This is a genomic window from Streptomyces sp. XH2, assembly GCF_049725035.1.
Taxonomy (GTDB): Bacteria; Actinomycetota; Actinomycetes; order Streptomycetales; family Streptomycetaceae; genus Streptomyces; species Streptomyces roseoverticillatus.
In genome coordinates, this window is the sequence record NZ_JBMMMZ010000001.1 from 625,301 (window position 1) to 638,074 (window position 12,774).

The window sequence follows — 12,774 nt, forward strand, 5'->3', positions numbered from 1 at the left end:
GCCGAGCACGACCACGCGCGAGGCCCGGGGCCGGCTCATCCCCACCCGGTCCGGAGGATCGGTCAAGGCCTCGGGCCCGGGGGACCAGAGACCTGCAGCCGAGGCACCACCGCGTCCACCACCGACTCCACGAAGCCCTCTTCGACCGGCAGTCGCCGTAGCAGTGCCCGCATCCACACGGCTCCCGCGATCAGATCGATGAGCAATACGGGGTCAGCGTCCGCGGCGAGCTCACCGCGGGCGAACAGCGGGCTTTCGCGTTCGAGGCGGTCGGCGAAGAAGTCCCGGGCGACGAGAGCGAGTTCGCCTCCCCCCCCATCGCTCAGCATGGCGCGGGCGACCGCGCTGGTCCGCTGATCGCTGACCAGCCGCACCATCTGTCCGGCCGGCGCGACGAGGTCTCCGCGGAGGCTGCCGGTGTCGGCGATCTCCACGTCCGGCACCTGGGAGTGGAGCAGCGCCGACCGCAGCAGCGGCTCCTTGGACGGCCACCACCGGTAGATCGTCGTCTTGTTCACCCAGGCCCGCTCCGCGACGGCCTCCATGGTCAGCCCTGGTCGCCGGCGACTTCCCGGACGGTCTCCTGAATCTGCCGGCGCAGCCAGCGGTGCGCCGGATCACGGTCGTTCCGGGGGTGCCATGCCATGCCGATGCTCACCGGCGGAAGGTCCAGCGGAACGGGGAAGGTGGAAAGGCCCAGCAGCTGCGGTGCGCGCCTGCCCGGTCCGGCAGGGGCGAGGGCGACCAAGTCGGTGTCACGGACGATGAACAGCGCAGCGGCGTAGCCGGGTACGGTGACCGGCACGCGCCGCTGGAGGCCGAGCTCCCGCAGCCGGTCGTCGATGGGGCCGGTGACGCGGCCGCGCCGGGAGACGCCGATGTGGTCGGCGGCGGCGTACCGGCGCGGGTCCGGCGGATCGGCGGCGAACGGATGGCCGTCGCGCACGACTCCGACGAGCTCCGTGTCGGCCAGGGGCCGGGTGCGGGTCTCGGGGTCGAGGTGGTCGAGGACGCCCAGTTCGAGGTCGACGATGCCGTCGCGCATGGCCGAGGTGCCCTCGTGGCTCTCGGGCACGAAACGCAGGGTCATACCGGGCGCCCGGCTGCGTACCCGGGCGATCAACGGTGCGGCTATCGAGGTGAGCTGCACGTCGTTGGCCTGGATCGCCACGGTGGCGCGCAGGTCGCCGGGGTCCGCGGTGCCGTGCGGTGCCAGCAGGGTGCGCCCGTGATTGACGAAGGCGTTGACTTCGGCGCGCAGTTCGAGCGCGCGCGGAGTGGGGACCAGGCCGCGGCCGGCGCGGACGAGGACGGGGTCCTGCAGGGTCCGGCGCAGCCGGGCGAGGGTGCGGCTCATCGCGGGAGGCGACGTGTGCAGGCGCTCGGCCGCCCCGGTGACGCTGCCCTCTTCCAGCAACGCGTCGAGGGCCACCAGCAGATTGAGATCGATTCGGGTCATGCGCGGATTATCCGGAGTGGAATGACTGCTGACCATACTTTCACTGGTGGCAATCCATGGGTGGGCCCTAACGTCGGAGACATCACCGAGCAGGCCTCACCAGGGGCTTCATCAGAAGCCTCACCAGGGAGAACGATGAACGACGCACTCGCTGTCATCGGCCAGAACAGCCACCGGATCCACTTCTTCGACGCGGCCGGTCACCGGGAAATCGCCGCTGTGGAGCTCCCGCCGACGCCGCACGAGGTGCTCTACGACGCCGGCCGTCAGGTCCTGTACTGCGTGAGCACCTACCGCAGCGGCTTCTACGGGCAGCACGGGCCGCGCGCGCACGAACTCGTCGTGGTGGACGCCCGCACGCACCACGTCCTCGACACCATCGACGTGTCTCCGGAGCACGCCCCTCACGGGCTGGCGCTGGACAGCGCGCGCGGCCTCCTCTACGTCAGCGTCGAGGCCGGGCCCGCCGGCGAGGGCGGCATCCTGGTCGTGGACGTGGACCGGCGCGCCGTGGTCGAACGCATCGGCACCCGCGCCCCCGGCCCACACTGGTTCGCCATCACCCCTGACGGCACCAAGGGTTACGCCACGAACAAGGAGGCGCCCTTCATCTCGGTCGTCGACCTCAAGACCCGGCAACTCGCGGGCACCGTCCCGGTCGGCGGCAGCGAGGGGGTCGCGGTCACCCCCGACGGCCGGTACGTCGTCGCCGCGACGCCGATGCTCGCCCTCCGCGGCACTCCCGCCGAACCGCCGCGCCTGAGCGTGTTCGACACCGCCGCAGACACACTCCAGCACACCATTGCGCTCCCCGGCCCGGCGGTCCCGGTCCACATCGCCTCCGACGGGACGCTCCTGGTGGGCGAGGTCCGCTTCGTTCCCGCCCAAGACGACGCGGGCGCGCCGCGGTTCCTGCCGGGGCGCGTGCACATCTTCGCCGCCGGGACCTTCGAACCCCTCGGCAGCGTCGATGTCGGGCCCATGCCACTGACCATCGGGTCCTCTCCCGACGCCGCGGTCGCCTACGTGTCCAACGGCGGCGGCTCCACCGTCACCGTCATCAGCCTGACCCACCGCAAGGTCACCGGCGAGATCACCATCGGCAGCGGCGGCGACGGCGACAGCGGCCCCCACGGCTTCGCCTACGTACCGGCCCGCCCCACCGGCCACTGACCGACACCGCCCCGGAGACTGCCACGATCCGGCGGGCAGTGATCGGGTACCGGGTACCCGGTGCCGGATACCCGATACGTCCGACAGGCAGGCGGGCACCGGATCAGCGGTGCAGGGTGGTCTCCCGCCGCATGTGCGACAGCTTCTCGGGATTGCGCACGGCGTAGAGCCCGGTGATGAGGCCCTCGTCGATGCGTACCGCCAGGACAGTGTCGATCTCGCCGTCGAGCCGGAGCATCAGCGCCGGGTGGCCGTTGACCTGCGTCGGCCGCAGCGACGCCACCGCGGCGACCTTGCCCAGCCCGCCGAGCAGCAGACGGCCCACCTTGTCGGCCCCCAGGATGGGACGCGGGACGGCCTGCTTGACTCCGCCACCGTCGCCCAGGAGGACGACGTCCGGCGCGAGGATGCCGAACAGGCTCTGGAGATCGCCCGTTTCGATCGCCCGCTGGAAGGCGTCGAGCGCGTCCCGCGTCTCGGTGGGGGAAACGATCCCGCGCGGCCGGCGCGCCGCGACGTGGGCCCGTGCCCGGTGCGCGATCTGGCGCACCGCGGCCGGGCTCTTGCCGACGGCTTCGGCGATCTCGTCGTACCCGAAGTCGAACACCTCACGCAGCACGAACACCGCCCGCTCGGTCGGCGCGAGCGTCTCCAGCACCAGCATCATCGCCATCGAGACGCTGTCGGCCAGCTCGACGTCCTCGGCCACGTCCGGGGCGGTCAGCAACGGCTCGGGCAGCCAGGTACCGACGTAGGACTCCTTGCGGCGGCCGAGCGCACGCAGCCGGCCCAGCGCCTGGCGCGTGGTGATCCGGACCAGGTACGCGCGCCGGTCCCGCACCGTGCCGAGGTCGACACCCGCCCAGCGCAGCCAGGTCTCCTGCAGGACGTCCTCCGCGTCGGCGGCCGAGCCGAGCATCTCGTAGGCGACGGTGAACAGCAGGTTGCGGTGGGCGACGAACGTCTCGGTGGCGGGGTCCGTGCGTCCACCGCCGGCGACCTCCCCCGTCGTGGCCCCCGTGCGCCCGCCGTCCTCGTTGTACTTGCCGTTCACCGACTGCTCCTGCCTGTCCGCCTTCGAAGGTGTCACGCGCACAAGACGCCGGTCACCGCGGCTTTGTGACACCCGTGAGCGGTGGCTCACCTCACACTGCCGTCCCGTCACAAGGAGCGGGCGGCCGGCATCTCTTGTTCGCCAGCGCAACAACACCACGAGTGAGGACGCAGTCATGGACGCCCGTTTCAACCTGTTCGAGAACGAGCTCGCCACCAAGTTCGCCAAGCGGTTCGCCAACGCCGGCATGGTGATCCACCAGTCGCCGCTGCCGCGGTCCACCCAGGAGCTGGTGTCGCTGCGCGCCAGCCAGATCAACGGCTGCGGCTGGTGCATCGACATGCACACCAAGGAGGCCGCCGCTGCCGGTGAGACCGCGGTCCGGCTCCACCTGGTCGCCGCCTGGCGCGAGTCCACCGTCTTCACCGACGCCGAGCGGGCCGCGCTGGCCCTCACCGAGGAAGGCACCCGCCTCGCCGACGCCCACCAGGGCGTCTCCGACGAGACCTGGGCCGAGGTGCGCAAGCACTACGACGACGACCAGACCGCCGCCCTGGTCTCCCTGGTCGCCCTGATCAACGCGGCCAACCGGCTCGCCGTGATCGTGCACCAGCGGGGCGGCTCCTACGAGCCCGGCATGTTCGCCGCCGCGCTCGACTGACGGCATAGGCAACCGGCCCGGCCCAGGATCATGCGACCCCGGGCCGGGTCCCGCATGTCCGGGCGCGGCTGCAGACGCCCCATCGGAAGGAGCCGGCTGTCATGGCCTCCGGCCCATCGGGAGCGGTCCGTTGTCAGTGGCGTCATGCATCATCGGCGGCATGACACAGAGCCCCACCGACACCCTGCACACGCTCGCCCACGAGCACCTGCCCGCCGAGATCGCCGACCGGTGGATCGGCCTGATGCGACCGGGCCTGCGCCTGGAAAAGGCCACGAGCACCGGTACGGGTGCTGAACCGGTCGCCGGTCGGCTCGGAGGCCTGCCGGAGCTTCCCGAGAGTGAAGAATGGCCCGTATGGGAGGCGCACGGACCGCTCTCCTTCATCGCCTCGATCGACTGTGCCGCCCTCCCCTCCTCCGCCCTCGACATCACGCTGCCCCCGGACGGCACGCTGGCCTTCTTCTATTTCGACGGGCAGGTCAACGACGGCTGTGCGGTGGTTTCGCCCGACGAGCCCGGCACCTGGGCAGGGGCACGTGTGCTGTACGTGCCGGCAGGAGTCCCCGTCACGCGACGGACGGCGCCCGAGGGCATCCAGCCGTATCCCGAGGTGATACTGACGGCGCGCGTGGAGACGACGGCACCGTACCTGTGGCACCCCGCGGTCTACCGGGAGTTCGCTCCGATGCCCGACGACCACCCGCTGTGGAACGACGAATTCCAGGAGGCCCTGTGGGACCTCTCCGAGGGCACCGAGCACCGTATCGGCGGTCACGCGAACCCGGTGCAGGACGAGGTGGAGTCCGAAGTCGCCCGCGGCGCTCTGGGCAATCCGCCGTGGACGGACCCCCGCATCAAGGAGGAGGCGCTGCGCTGGGTCCTGCTCGCCCAGTTCGACACGGACGACGACGCCGACATGATGTGGGGCGACGCCGGGGCCCTCTATTGGCTCATACGCCCGGAGGACCTGGCAGCGCGCCGCTTCGACCGTGCGATGTTCACGTGGCAGTGCAGCTGACGTAGGGGTCCAGAAGGCCGTGGAGGCCATGGAGGCCGTGGAGGCCGTGCCGTGGAGGCCGCCACCCGGCACGAGGACGCGCCCGTCGGGCCGGGCTGTGGCCGGAGTGACCGGTGGCGGCGAGCAACAGCGCTCCGACGGCCGCCGACGCACCGTTCGCGACGGCCGCCCAGCTGTCCACGCCTCGGCCGACCACCTGTTCACTCTCGATGCGGACATGTTCACTCTCGATGCAGACATGCGCGCCCGATGGACGAGCTTTCCGGCCTTGAGTCGGGTCTACTCGTCAACGTGCACATCAATCAGAAGATCAAGCCGTTCCTCTGGTTCGACGGGCAAGCCGAGGAGGCCGCCGCCCACTACGTTTCGATCTTCGACGGCTCGCGCGTCGTCGCGGTGCAGCGCTACGGCGAGGCGGGCCCGGGCGCGCCGGGGTCCGTCATGACCGTCGAGTTCGAGCTCGCGGGCCAGCGCTTCGTCGCCCTCAACGGCGGACCGCAATTCCATTTCACCGAGGCCGTCTCCTTCAGCGTGGACTGCGCGGATCAGGAGGAGGTCGACCGTCTCTGGTCCCGCTTGGGCGAGGGCGGCGAAGAGGGGCCCTGCGGCTGGCTCAAGGACAAGTTCGGCCTGTCCTGGCAGGTGACACCACGCCGGCTCATCGAGCTGCTGGGCGACCCGGACCAGGCCGCGGCCGAACGGGTCATGCAGGCCATGATGGGCATGCACAAGATCGACATCCAGGGGTTGGAGAACGCCTACCGGGGCTGACGCGACGGCACCTCGTGCAGTGCCGCCGTTGACAGTGCCCCTTGGCATCATGCCGGTACGGACTTCCGCCTCGCCCCTCCCAGCGGCATCGGCATCGGCGCGCTGCGCAGCGGCATGCCCCGGAACGAAGCCGATACCGTACTGGACTCGTTCCGCGACCGTTCCTCGATTCCGGATTCCGACCGATCCGGGCAGCACACATTCCGCACCAGCGGCCTGATGATCAGTATCAGGATAAGCATGCATTTATGCGCGCATAGAGCGCCAACGCAATAAGTGAGAACCATCTCGGCGTATCTTGGCCTTATGGAGGAGAACCGAGCGCTTCACGTCGTAGACGCGTTGCGGCAGCGCGGCGTCAACGCTCACCTGGCTCGCGAAGGCGTCTACCAGATCGGCGTACGCGTGGTGCTGCGCGACGGTCGCGAGGCCGTCTGGGACACCGACGACACCGCCGGTCTCGAAGCGCAGGTCATGCGGGACGGGATCCTGGTCGGCTTCGTTCCTGCCATCGAGGGCTCCGGGAGCTTCGACCTCGGCCAGACCGTCGACGCGATCGCCCGGGCCGACTATGACCGGCCGATCGCCCGCGAGCGGCCCACCGCTCCTCCGCCGTCCGCCCCGCTGCCCCCGGAGGGCGGCGTCTTCCGCCGCTTCCTCGGAGGCTTCCGCGAGCGCTGAGCGCCATCGCGCTCTACGATGCAGGCCCGGGGCGCCCTCCGACAGCGGGCGATCGCATCCAAGATCGCGTCTTGCACGGCAGGACTTCCCGTGTGGCCCGCATCGGTGATCACTTTCAGTTCCGCATCGGGCCATTCCCGGGCCAGTTCCCACGCGGACCGGAGCGGGCTCGCCAAGTCGAGCCGGCCGTGGATGAGCGCAGCCGGGATCCCGGCCAAACGATGGGCGTCACGAAGGAGTTGCCCGTCCTCGAGCCACGCGTTGTTCGCGAAGTAGTGGGCGCAGATCCGGACGAAGGCCATCATCGCCTGGTCGGGCTTGCCGCTGTACTGCCCGGGGCTGCCCAGGGCCTCATGGGCGATGACCGCGTCCTCCCAGGCGCACCAGGCCTTGGCCGCCGCGGCCCGGACCGCGGCGTCCGGGCTGTTGAGCAGCTGGTTGTAGGCGGCGACGAGATTGCCGTGCCGGCTGTCCTCCGGCAGCGCGTCGCGGAACCGCTCCCAGGGCCCGGGCAGCAGGCGCCCGACACCGTGGTAGAGCCAGTCGGTCTCCTCGGGGCGGGTCATGGTGACGCCGGCGATGACGATCTCCGAGACCCGTTCGGGGTAGCGCTCGGCGTAGGCGAGGATCAGCGTCGAGCCCCAGGATCCGCCGTAGAGCAGCCAGCGCTCGATGCCCAGGTGCTCGCGGAGGCGCTCCATGTCGGCGACGAGGTGACCGGTGGTGTTGTGGTCGAGGCCGACAGCCGGGTCCGAGGCGTGGGGCAGGCTGCGCCCGCAGCCACGCTGGTCGAAGAGGACGATCCGGTAGACCGCAGGATCGAACAGCCTGCGGTTGCCGGGGCGGCATCCGCTGCCGGGGCCGCCGTGGACGCACAGAGCCGCCTTTCCACTCGCGTTGCCGCTCGTCTCCCAGTACACCTGGTTTCCGTCACCGACGTCGAGGAGCCCGTGGGCGTACGGCTCGATCGGCGGGAACAGCTGAGCCACCATGGCCTCTTTCTGCGTCGTGCTCCGGGGGTGTTCCGGGCGTCAGCATCTCAAGGCCACGGTGGTCACGCACGTCTGCAAGCCGGCAGTCGCTCACTCCGACAGGTTCCACAGCGCGCTTGCGATGTCGGACACCTCTCGGATCTCGCCGGTCGTCACGCCGATCACCAGGCGCTCCGCCGCATCGATGTCCGGGCGCAACCGGACGCCGTTGAGCGCCAGGAACGTCACGCAGGAGAGCCAGGCCGTGCGCTTGTTGCCGTCGAAGAGCGGGTGGTTGATCGCGACGGCTTGCAGCAGGGCGGCCGCCTTGTCGAGGAGGCCGGGGTGGATCTCCTGCCCGTACATCTCGGCCGACGGGCGGTGGGCCGCGGAGTCGAGCGAACGGGCGTCGCGGACGACGAGTTCGGTTTCGCCGCAGGCCGGCTCGGCGACGATCAGTACGTCCTGGACGTCCAGGTAGCGGGGGGTCATTTCAGTCGCTCCAGAAGCTCGTGCCATATCGCCGCCTGCTCGGCGGCGGCGCGCCGGACGTCGGCCCGGTGGGCGTCCCGGTCCGTGGACAGGTGTTTGACCATGACGTGTTCCTTGCGGCCGTCGGGCAGAGGGTCGCCGTGCGGGCCGGTGTCGCGCAGGCCGACGCGGCGGTAGAGCGCAAAGGCATGCGCGTTGCCGGGCATGACGGCGAGGTGGAGGCGTTCGGCGCCCGCGCCCGCCGCCCACTGCTCCACTGCCTGCACCAGGGACTCGCCCACTGCGCGGCCCCGCGCGTCGGCCGCGACCCACAAGGAGATCAGCTCGGCGGTGCCGGCGTCCGGGCCGGGAATTCCGCTGACCATGCCGACGGGCTTCCCGTCGAGTTCGGCGATCAGGTTGAGGGAACCCCGAAGTTCCAGCCGGGCCCGCCAGCGCTCCTCCCGGTCGCCGTCGCCCTGCCAGTCGGCGAGGCGCGAACTGAATGCGTACGGCGCCTCCGCGAGTGCGGCGAGACGGAGTTCGCGCCACAGCGGCCAGTCGTCGGGAGACAGCGTTCTGATGTTGATCACGGGGTAAGCGTCTCCGACCCCGTGGGGCAGGACAACGGATTTTCCCGCGGGGAGAGCCGTCAGCCGAAGGTCCGCGGGTAGGCGTGGGGGGTGACGCCGGTCGTTCGATTGAAGCGGTCGCGGAAGGCGGTCAGGGAGCCGAATCCGGCCTGGGCGCCGATGCGTTCGACGGAGTGCTGCGTGGTTTCCAGGAGGTGCTGGGCCCGGTGGATGCGGATGGCTGGTCACCGCGATCGTCCTGACCGCCGCGGCCGCCGACGTCCGGCCCTGCCGATCCTGCCCGCGCAGGAACGCGAGCTCGCCTCCCACCAGGGCGCGGGGTCCGGTCCGGGCGCCCGCGGCGCGGACCGTCGGCCGGCCGTGCTCACCGGCGTCTTCAACCTTCTGTGAGCGGCGGTCACTGTCCTGGTGGTCGTCCGCCCCGGCTCCACCACCGGAGCGTGACCGTGCGCCTCCGCCCTCTCCGCATCGCCGCGAACGCCGAACTCGCCTCGCTCGTCGTCATGCCGGCCGGCCTCGTCACTGCTCGCCTATGGCCCGTCTCGTCCCTGATGGGCCCCGCTCACGGATGTGCGTACCTCTTCGCGATCGGGGCGACGTGGGGTCTCGACCAGGCCTCGACGGCCAACCAGGGTGAGTGTCGTCGCCCCCGGCATCGGCGGCCTCCTCGCCCTGCGTCGGCTCCCTCACTCCCCCGGCGAGGACGGACGTCCGCAGTGCGGCACGGCCGGTCAGGCCAGGTTCTTCTCCAGCGCCGCGATGTACTTCAGGATCGAGTGGTCGCGCACGCCGTCGCTCGCGGGCGCGAACGCGTCGGCCGTCAGGCCCTTCGCCCGGTCGGCGAGGCCGCCGAGGAGCGACATGGTCTCGTGGACCTTGCCGGCGGAGTCGATGTACCGCAGGGTCTCGACGTGGGTGTACGCGGGCTCGGGCGGCAACTGCGGCACGATGTCGTTGTTGTTGACGAACCGGAAGAGGCGTTGCTTGAAGCCCTTGTTGCACGCTGCCGCCAGCAGTCGGTCGCACGTACGGGGTTGGCCGTACGTGTAGACGCCGTCGGCCAGCAGCTTCGGTTCCTCCAGGTACAGCCGGGCTCCGGCGAGCATGGCGAGCGCGCCGCCCAGGCTGTGACCGGTGAACCACACGGTCTGCCCGTTCGTCCGGTACTCCTTGAGGGTGTCCTTCACGTCGGGGAAGATGGATTCCAGGGCCTCGCCGAAGCCGTAGTGGATGTATCCCGTCTTCGCCGGGCCGGGCCAGGGCGGGGTGGTGGCGTCGGAGAGCCAGTCGCGGATCTGCGCGGGTTCCGTGCCCCGGAAGGCGGTGATGATCATGTCGTCGCCGGCCATCGTGAAGGCCTGGGTGTCTTCCAGCGGGAAGGGCGGAGTGAACCGCGTCTCGTGGTGGCGCACCCGGTCGAAACCCCAGTCGCGCGCCTGCTTCTCGATGGTGGCGTTGTCCTTGTAGGAGAGGTCTGCGGCCCGCGCGAGCCAGTAGGCGTGCGCGAGGCTGTACGTACGGGCCTTGTGGTCGATCGCGGTGGGCACGGACACGGGGGTGCTCCCTTTCTCGGACCGGTGGACGCGGTGACGCGGCACAGTCGTCACGGTAGGACATGCGTGACGAAGAACCGGTGTACCGGACTCGTGTGCCGGAGTGAACATGGCCGTGTTCGACCAAGCGGCTCATGGTGTGCGACGCCCGTGCGGTACCGGTGCCGGTGCCGGCATGCTGCCCGCGACGGGCCCGGCCGGGTAGGGCGTCCCGCAGAAGTACCGGTTGAGCGCGTCGACCCCGTGGATCAGCATCTCCCCCGCCTTCGGGTCGTTGCGCTGCACGTTGACCGAAATGGTCATGCGCCTCTTCCCGTCGCGGTCGGCGAAGGCGAACGTCACGTAACCGGGGATCGAGCCGGTCCCGCCCCACTTCTCGCCGCAGGTCAGTCCGGCCGTTGCCAGGCCGAGTCCGTAGTGGGGGAAGACCGGCGCCTGCCGGGTGTCCACCGCGGTGCGCATCTGTTCCAGGGACGCCGGCCCGATCAGCCGCCCGCTGAACAAGGCTTGGTAGAAGCGGTTGACGTCCCGTGCGTCGGAGACGAGCCCGTACGCGGCCCAGGCGAACGACGGGTTGATCTTGGTGAACGGCTCGAGCGCGCCGGGATCCGTTGCGTCCGCTCCTTCGGGCAGGAGGTACCCGGTGGCGTGCGGGCCGTGCAGGTGGGGGTCGGTGAGCGGCAGGCGGGTGCGGGTCATCCCGGCGGGCCGGAGCACACGGTGCTCGATCTCGTCGCCGAGCCGGTTTCCCGTCACCTTTTCGATGAGCAGGCCGAGCAGGATGTATCCGGCGTTGGCGTAGGTGAACCGTTCTCCTGGTGGGTGCGCGCGGGGAAGGCCGTCCGCGAGTGCCACCAGTTGCTGCGGCTGCCAGGTGCGCCGGGTGTAGGACTGGGGGTCGCGGAAGGAGGGGTGGTCGAGATAGTCGGCGAGCCCGCTGGTGTGGTTGAGGAGCCGGCGCACGGTGATGCGGTCGGCGTCGTGGATCGCACCGGGCAGCCAGGTGGCGACGGGCCGGTCGAGTTCCAGTCGTCCGGTCTCGGCCAGGCGCAGGATCGTGGTGGCCACGACGCCCTTGGTGAGGCTGGCTATGCGGAACCGGGCGTCGTGCGGGATGTCCCGGCGCGTGGTGAGGTCGGCTGTTCCGCTGGTGAGGGTCCAAGAACCGGTGGTGTCGTCGACCCGGGCCAGCGCCCCGGGGGCTCCTGCTTTCACCATGGCGTCCAGTGCCTGCTGCACCTGGACGTGGGTGTCCGTACCGGACCGGTCCGCCGCCGGTAGCGCGTGCGGGATCGGGACGGGGAGTGCGGCTGCCGCCGGCGTCGCCGCTGCCAGCACTCCTGCGATCGTTGCCCACCCGGCGATCGCCCTCCTCAGAGCCCGGCTCCTGCCCCTGCCTGCCATCGGCCTGCCCCCTGACGTCCCTCGCGTGGCTGTCTCCTCTGCCCGGGACAGGAGCAGCCCTACTGTTCCCCCTGCCGGGACAGCTCTGATGAGCCGTCATTCTCCGGCACGGCGGCAGTGCGGAGCATCCAACCGGGAGCTGATCGTCCGGTCGTCCGAAGGGGGCAGTCCGCGTCATCCCGGAAGAGGACACCTACAGGAACACCGGCAGGGACCTCCTGTGCCAGTGCGCAGTGTCACTCGGCGGGAATCCCGTCCCCGGGCCGGCGGCGGGAGCCGGCGGCCCGGCGGCCACCCGCTGTTCCGAAGACGAGGTCCCACCACGGCGCGCTGACGCCGAAGCGCCGGCTGTCGTCGGCGAAGTGGTGCAGCATGTGCCACCTGCGCAGGGCTCTCCCCGCCCTGGAACGCGGGCGGGGATGGTGCACGTGGTAGTGGATCATGTCGTACAGCAGGTAGCCCACGGCGTAGCCCGCCATGAACCCCATCCAGTGCGCTCCGAGGGCGAGCCTGGAGAGGCCGCAGAGGAGCAGGGCCATCGGCATGGTGACGGCGAGGGGCATGACCAGTCGCCGGCGGTCGTCGGGGTGATCGTGGTGGTGCCCGTGAAGTGTCCAGTGCAGCCGGGCCATCGCCGTCCCCGGTGCCGCCACCCAGTGGAAGAGTCCGCGATGAACCCAGTACTCGGTGAGCGTCCACGCCGCGTAGCCGACGAGCACCAGCGCCACCCCGGCCACCGGCCCCGAGGCGGTGAGCCCGGCCGGAAGCAGGAGGGTGATGAACGACGTGAAGACGACGAGCGGCCCGGAAGGGTGCTGGCGCGTCAGCCGGTCCAGCGAGCGCCACCGCACCACTAGCGGTGAACTCCTGCGGAAGGCGGCGCGGTCGACGGGGTCGACGCCGGGGATACCAGGGGTACCGGGGATACCAGGGGTGCCGGAGACGCCGGGGAACTCACTCAC

Annotated in this window: 15 protein-coding genes and 1 pseudogene; 6 read left to right on the forward strand and 10 right to left on the reverse strand. The window is 70.6% G+C overall.

What is annotated here, in order from left to right; genetic code table 11:
* Positions 1–62: 62 nt before the first annotated feature.
* Together ACOTKD_RS02875 and ACOTKD_RS02880 are read right to left on the reverse strand one after the other, a co-directional pair.
* Positions 63–545: a TetR/AcrR family transcriptional regulator C-terminal ligand-binding domain-containing protein gene (locus ACOTKD_RS02875; RefSeq protein ID WP_424887218.1), complete on the reverse strand. Its 483-nt coding sequence runs from the start codon at positions 543–545 to the stop codon at positions 63–65.
* 2 nt (positions 546–547) lie between these two features.
* Positions 548–1,459 (reverse strand): LysR family transcriptional regulator, encoded by a 912-nt coding sequence (locus ACOTKD_RS02880; protein ID WP_424887219.1) that lies wholly within the window; start codon positions 1,457–1,459, stop codon positions 548–550.
* 135 nt (positions 1,460–1,594) lie between these two features.
* Between ACOTKD_RS02880 and ACOTKD_RS02885 the strand changes: the two genes are divergently transcribed.
* Positions 1,595–2,632, forward strand: a complete 1,038-nt coding sequence (locus ACOTKD_RS02885; RefSeq protein WP_424887220.1) for a YncE family protein — start codon at positions 1,595–1,597, stop codon at positions 2,630–2,632.
* Positions 2,633–2,735: 103 nt separating this feature from the next.
* Here ACOTKD_RS02885 and ACOTKD_RS02890 read toward each other — a convergent pair whose 3' ends face one another.
* Positions 2,736–3,686: an RNA polymerase sigma-70 factor gene (locus ACOTKD_RS02890; protein ID WP_424887221.1), complete on the reverse strand. Its 951-nt coding sequence runs from the start codon at positions 3,684–3,686 to the stop codon at positions 2,736–2,738.
* A 175-nt stretch (positions 3,687–3,861) separates the two neighbouring features.
* Between ACOTKD_RS02890 and ACOTKD_RS02895 the strand changes: the two genes are divergently transcribed.
* From ACOTKD_RS02895 to ACOTKD_RS02910, 4 genes are all read left to right on the forward strand, one after another.
* Positions 3,862–4,347, forward strand: a complete 486-nt coding sequence (locus tag ACOTKD_RS02895) for a carboxymuconolactone decarboxylase family protein (protein ID WP_424887222.1) — start codon at positions 3,862–3,864, stop codon at positions 4,345–4,347.
* 160 nt (positions 4,348–4,507) lie between these two features.
* On the forward strand, positions 4,508–5,368 hold the full coding sequence (locus ACOTKD_RS02900) for a YwqG family protein (RefSeq protein ID WP_424887223.1): 861 nt from the start codon (positions 4,508–4,510) through the stop codon (positions 5,366–5,368).
* A 297-nt stretch (positions 5,369–5,665) separates the two neighbouring features.
* Positions 5,666–6,139, forward strand: coding sequence for a VOC family protein (locus tag ACOTKD_RS02905; RefSeq protein ID WP_424887376.1), 474 nt, complete (start codon positions 5,666–5,668; stop codon positions 6,137–6,139).
* 306 nt (positions 6,140–6,445) lie between these two features.
* Positions 6,446–6,820, forward strand: coding sequence for a hypothetical protein (locus tag ACOTKD_RS02910; protein WP_424887224.1), 375 nt, complete (start codon positions 6,446–6,448; stop codon positions 6,818–6,820).
* Here the strand turns inward: ACOTKD_RS02910 and pip are convergent.
* From pip to ACOTKD_RS02930, 4 genes and pseudogenes are all read right to left on the reverse strand, one after another.
* The gene (pip, locus tag ACOTKD_RS02915; RefSeq protein ID WP_424887225.1) at positions 6,709–7,812 is read right to left on the reverse strand and encodes a prolyl aminopeptidase; all 1,104 of its coding nucleotides are present in this window, start codon (positions 7,810–7,812) and stop codon (positions 6,709–6,711) included. The two genes, ACOTKD_RS02910 and pip, sit on opposite strands and share 112 nt — an antisense overlap.
* A gap of 90 nt (positions 7,813–7,902) precedes the next feature.
* A complete protein-coding gene (locus ACOTKD_RS02920; RefSeq protein WP_424887226.1) occupies positions 7,903–8,283 on the reverse strand; it encodes a type II toxin-antitoxin system death-on-curing family toxin in 381 nt (126 codons plus the stop codon).
* Positions 8,280–8,855 (reverse strand): N-acetyltransferase family protein, encoded by a 576-nt coding sequence (locus ACOTKD_RS02925; RefSeq protein ID WP_424887227.1) that lies wholly within the window; start codon positions 8,853–8,855, stop codon positions 8,280–8,282. The genes ACOTKD_RS02920 and ACOTKD_RS02925 overlap by 4 nt, the downstream gene beginning before the upstream one ends.
* 59 nt (positions 8,856–8,914) lie before the next feature.
* Positions 8,915–9,070, reverse strand: a pseudogene (locus tag ACOTKD_RS02930) (helix-turn-helix domain-containing protein); the annotation flags it as partial.
* 1 nt (position 9,071) lies between these two features.
* On the opposite strand from ACOTKD_RS02930, the gene ACOTKD_RS02935 reads away from it, so the two are divergent.
* On the forward strand, positions 9,072–9,245 hold the full coding sequence (locus ACOTKD_RS02935; protein ID WP_424887228.1) for a hypothetical protein: 174 nt from the start codon (positions 9,072–9,074) through the stop codon (positions 9,243–9,245).
* A 341-nt stretch (positions 9,246–9,586) separates the two neighbouring features.
* Here the strand turns inward: ACOTKD_RS02935 and ACOTKD_RS02940 are convergent, their stop codons facing one another.
* From ACOTKD_RS02940 to ACOTKD_RS02950, 3 genes are all read right to left on the reverse strand, one after another.
* A complete protein-coding gene (locus ACOTKD_RS02940) occupies positions 9,587–10,408 on the reverse strand; it encodes a lipase family protein (protein ID WP_424887229.1) in 822 nt (273 codons plus the stop codon).
* A 132-nt stretch (positions 10,409–10,540) separates the two neighbouring features.
* The gene (locus ACOTKD_RS02945; protein WP_424887230.1) at positions 10,541–11,746 is read right to left on the reverse strand and encodes a serine hydrolase domain-containing protein; all 1,206 of its coding nucleotides are present in this window, start codon (positions 11,744–11,746) and stop codon (positions 10,541–10,543) included.
* A 302-nt stretch (positions 11,747–12,048) separates the two neighbouring features.
* Positions 12,049–12,774: a sterol desaturase family protein gene (locus tag ACOTKD_RS02950; RefSeq protein WP_424887231.1), complete on the reverse strand. Its 726-nt coding sequence runs from the start codon at positions 12,772–12,774 to the stop codon at positions 12,049–12,051.

Bases quoted from the DNA above. Each gene is read 5' to 3' on its own strand.
- ACOTKD_RS02875 (WP_424887218.1), bottom strand. From the start codon at position 545: ATGGAGGCCGTCGCGGAGCGGGCCTGGGTGAACAAGACGACGATCTAC.
- ACOTKD_RS02880 (WP_424887219.1), bottom strand. From the start codon at position 1,459: ATGACCCGAATCGATCTCAATCTGCTGGTGGCCCTCGACGCGTTGCTG.
- ACOTKD_RS02885 (WP_424887220.1), top strand. From the start codon at position 1,595: ATGAACGACGCACTCGCTGTCATCGGCCAGAACAGCCACCGGATCCAC.
- ACOTKD_RS02895 (WP_424887222.1), top strand. From the start codon at position 3,862: ATGGACGCCCGTTTCAACCTGTTCGAGAACGAGCTCGCCACCAAGTTC.
- ACOTKD_RS02900 (WP_424887223.1), top strand. From the start codon at position 4,508: ATGACACAGAGCCCCACCGACACCCTGCACACGCTCGCCCACGAGCAC.
- ACOTKD_RS02910 (WP_424887224.1), top strand. From the start codon at position 6,446: ATGGAGGAGAACCGAGCGCTTCACGTCGTAGACGCGTTGCGGCAGCGC.
- pip (WP_424887225.1), bottom strand. From the start codon at position 7,812: ATGGTGGCTCAGCTGTTCCCGCCGATCGAGCCGTACGCCCACGGGCTC.
- ACOTKD_RS02920 (WP_424887226.1), bottom strand. From the start codon at position 8,283: ATGACCCCCCGCTACCTGGACGTCCAGGACGTACTGATCGTCGCCGAG.
- ACOTKD_RS02935 (WP_424887228.1), top strand. From the start codon at position 9,072: ATGGCTGGTCACCGCGATCGTCCTGACCGCCGCGGCCGCCGACGTCCG.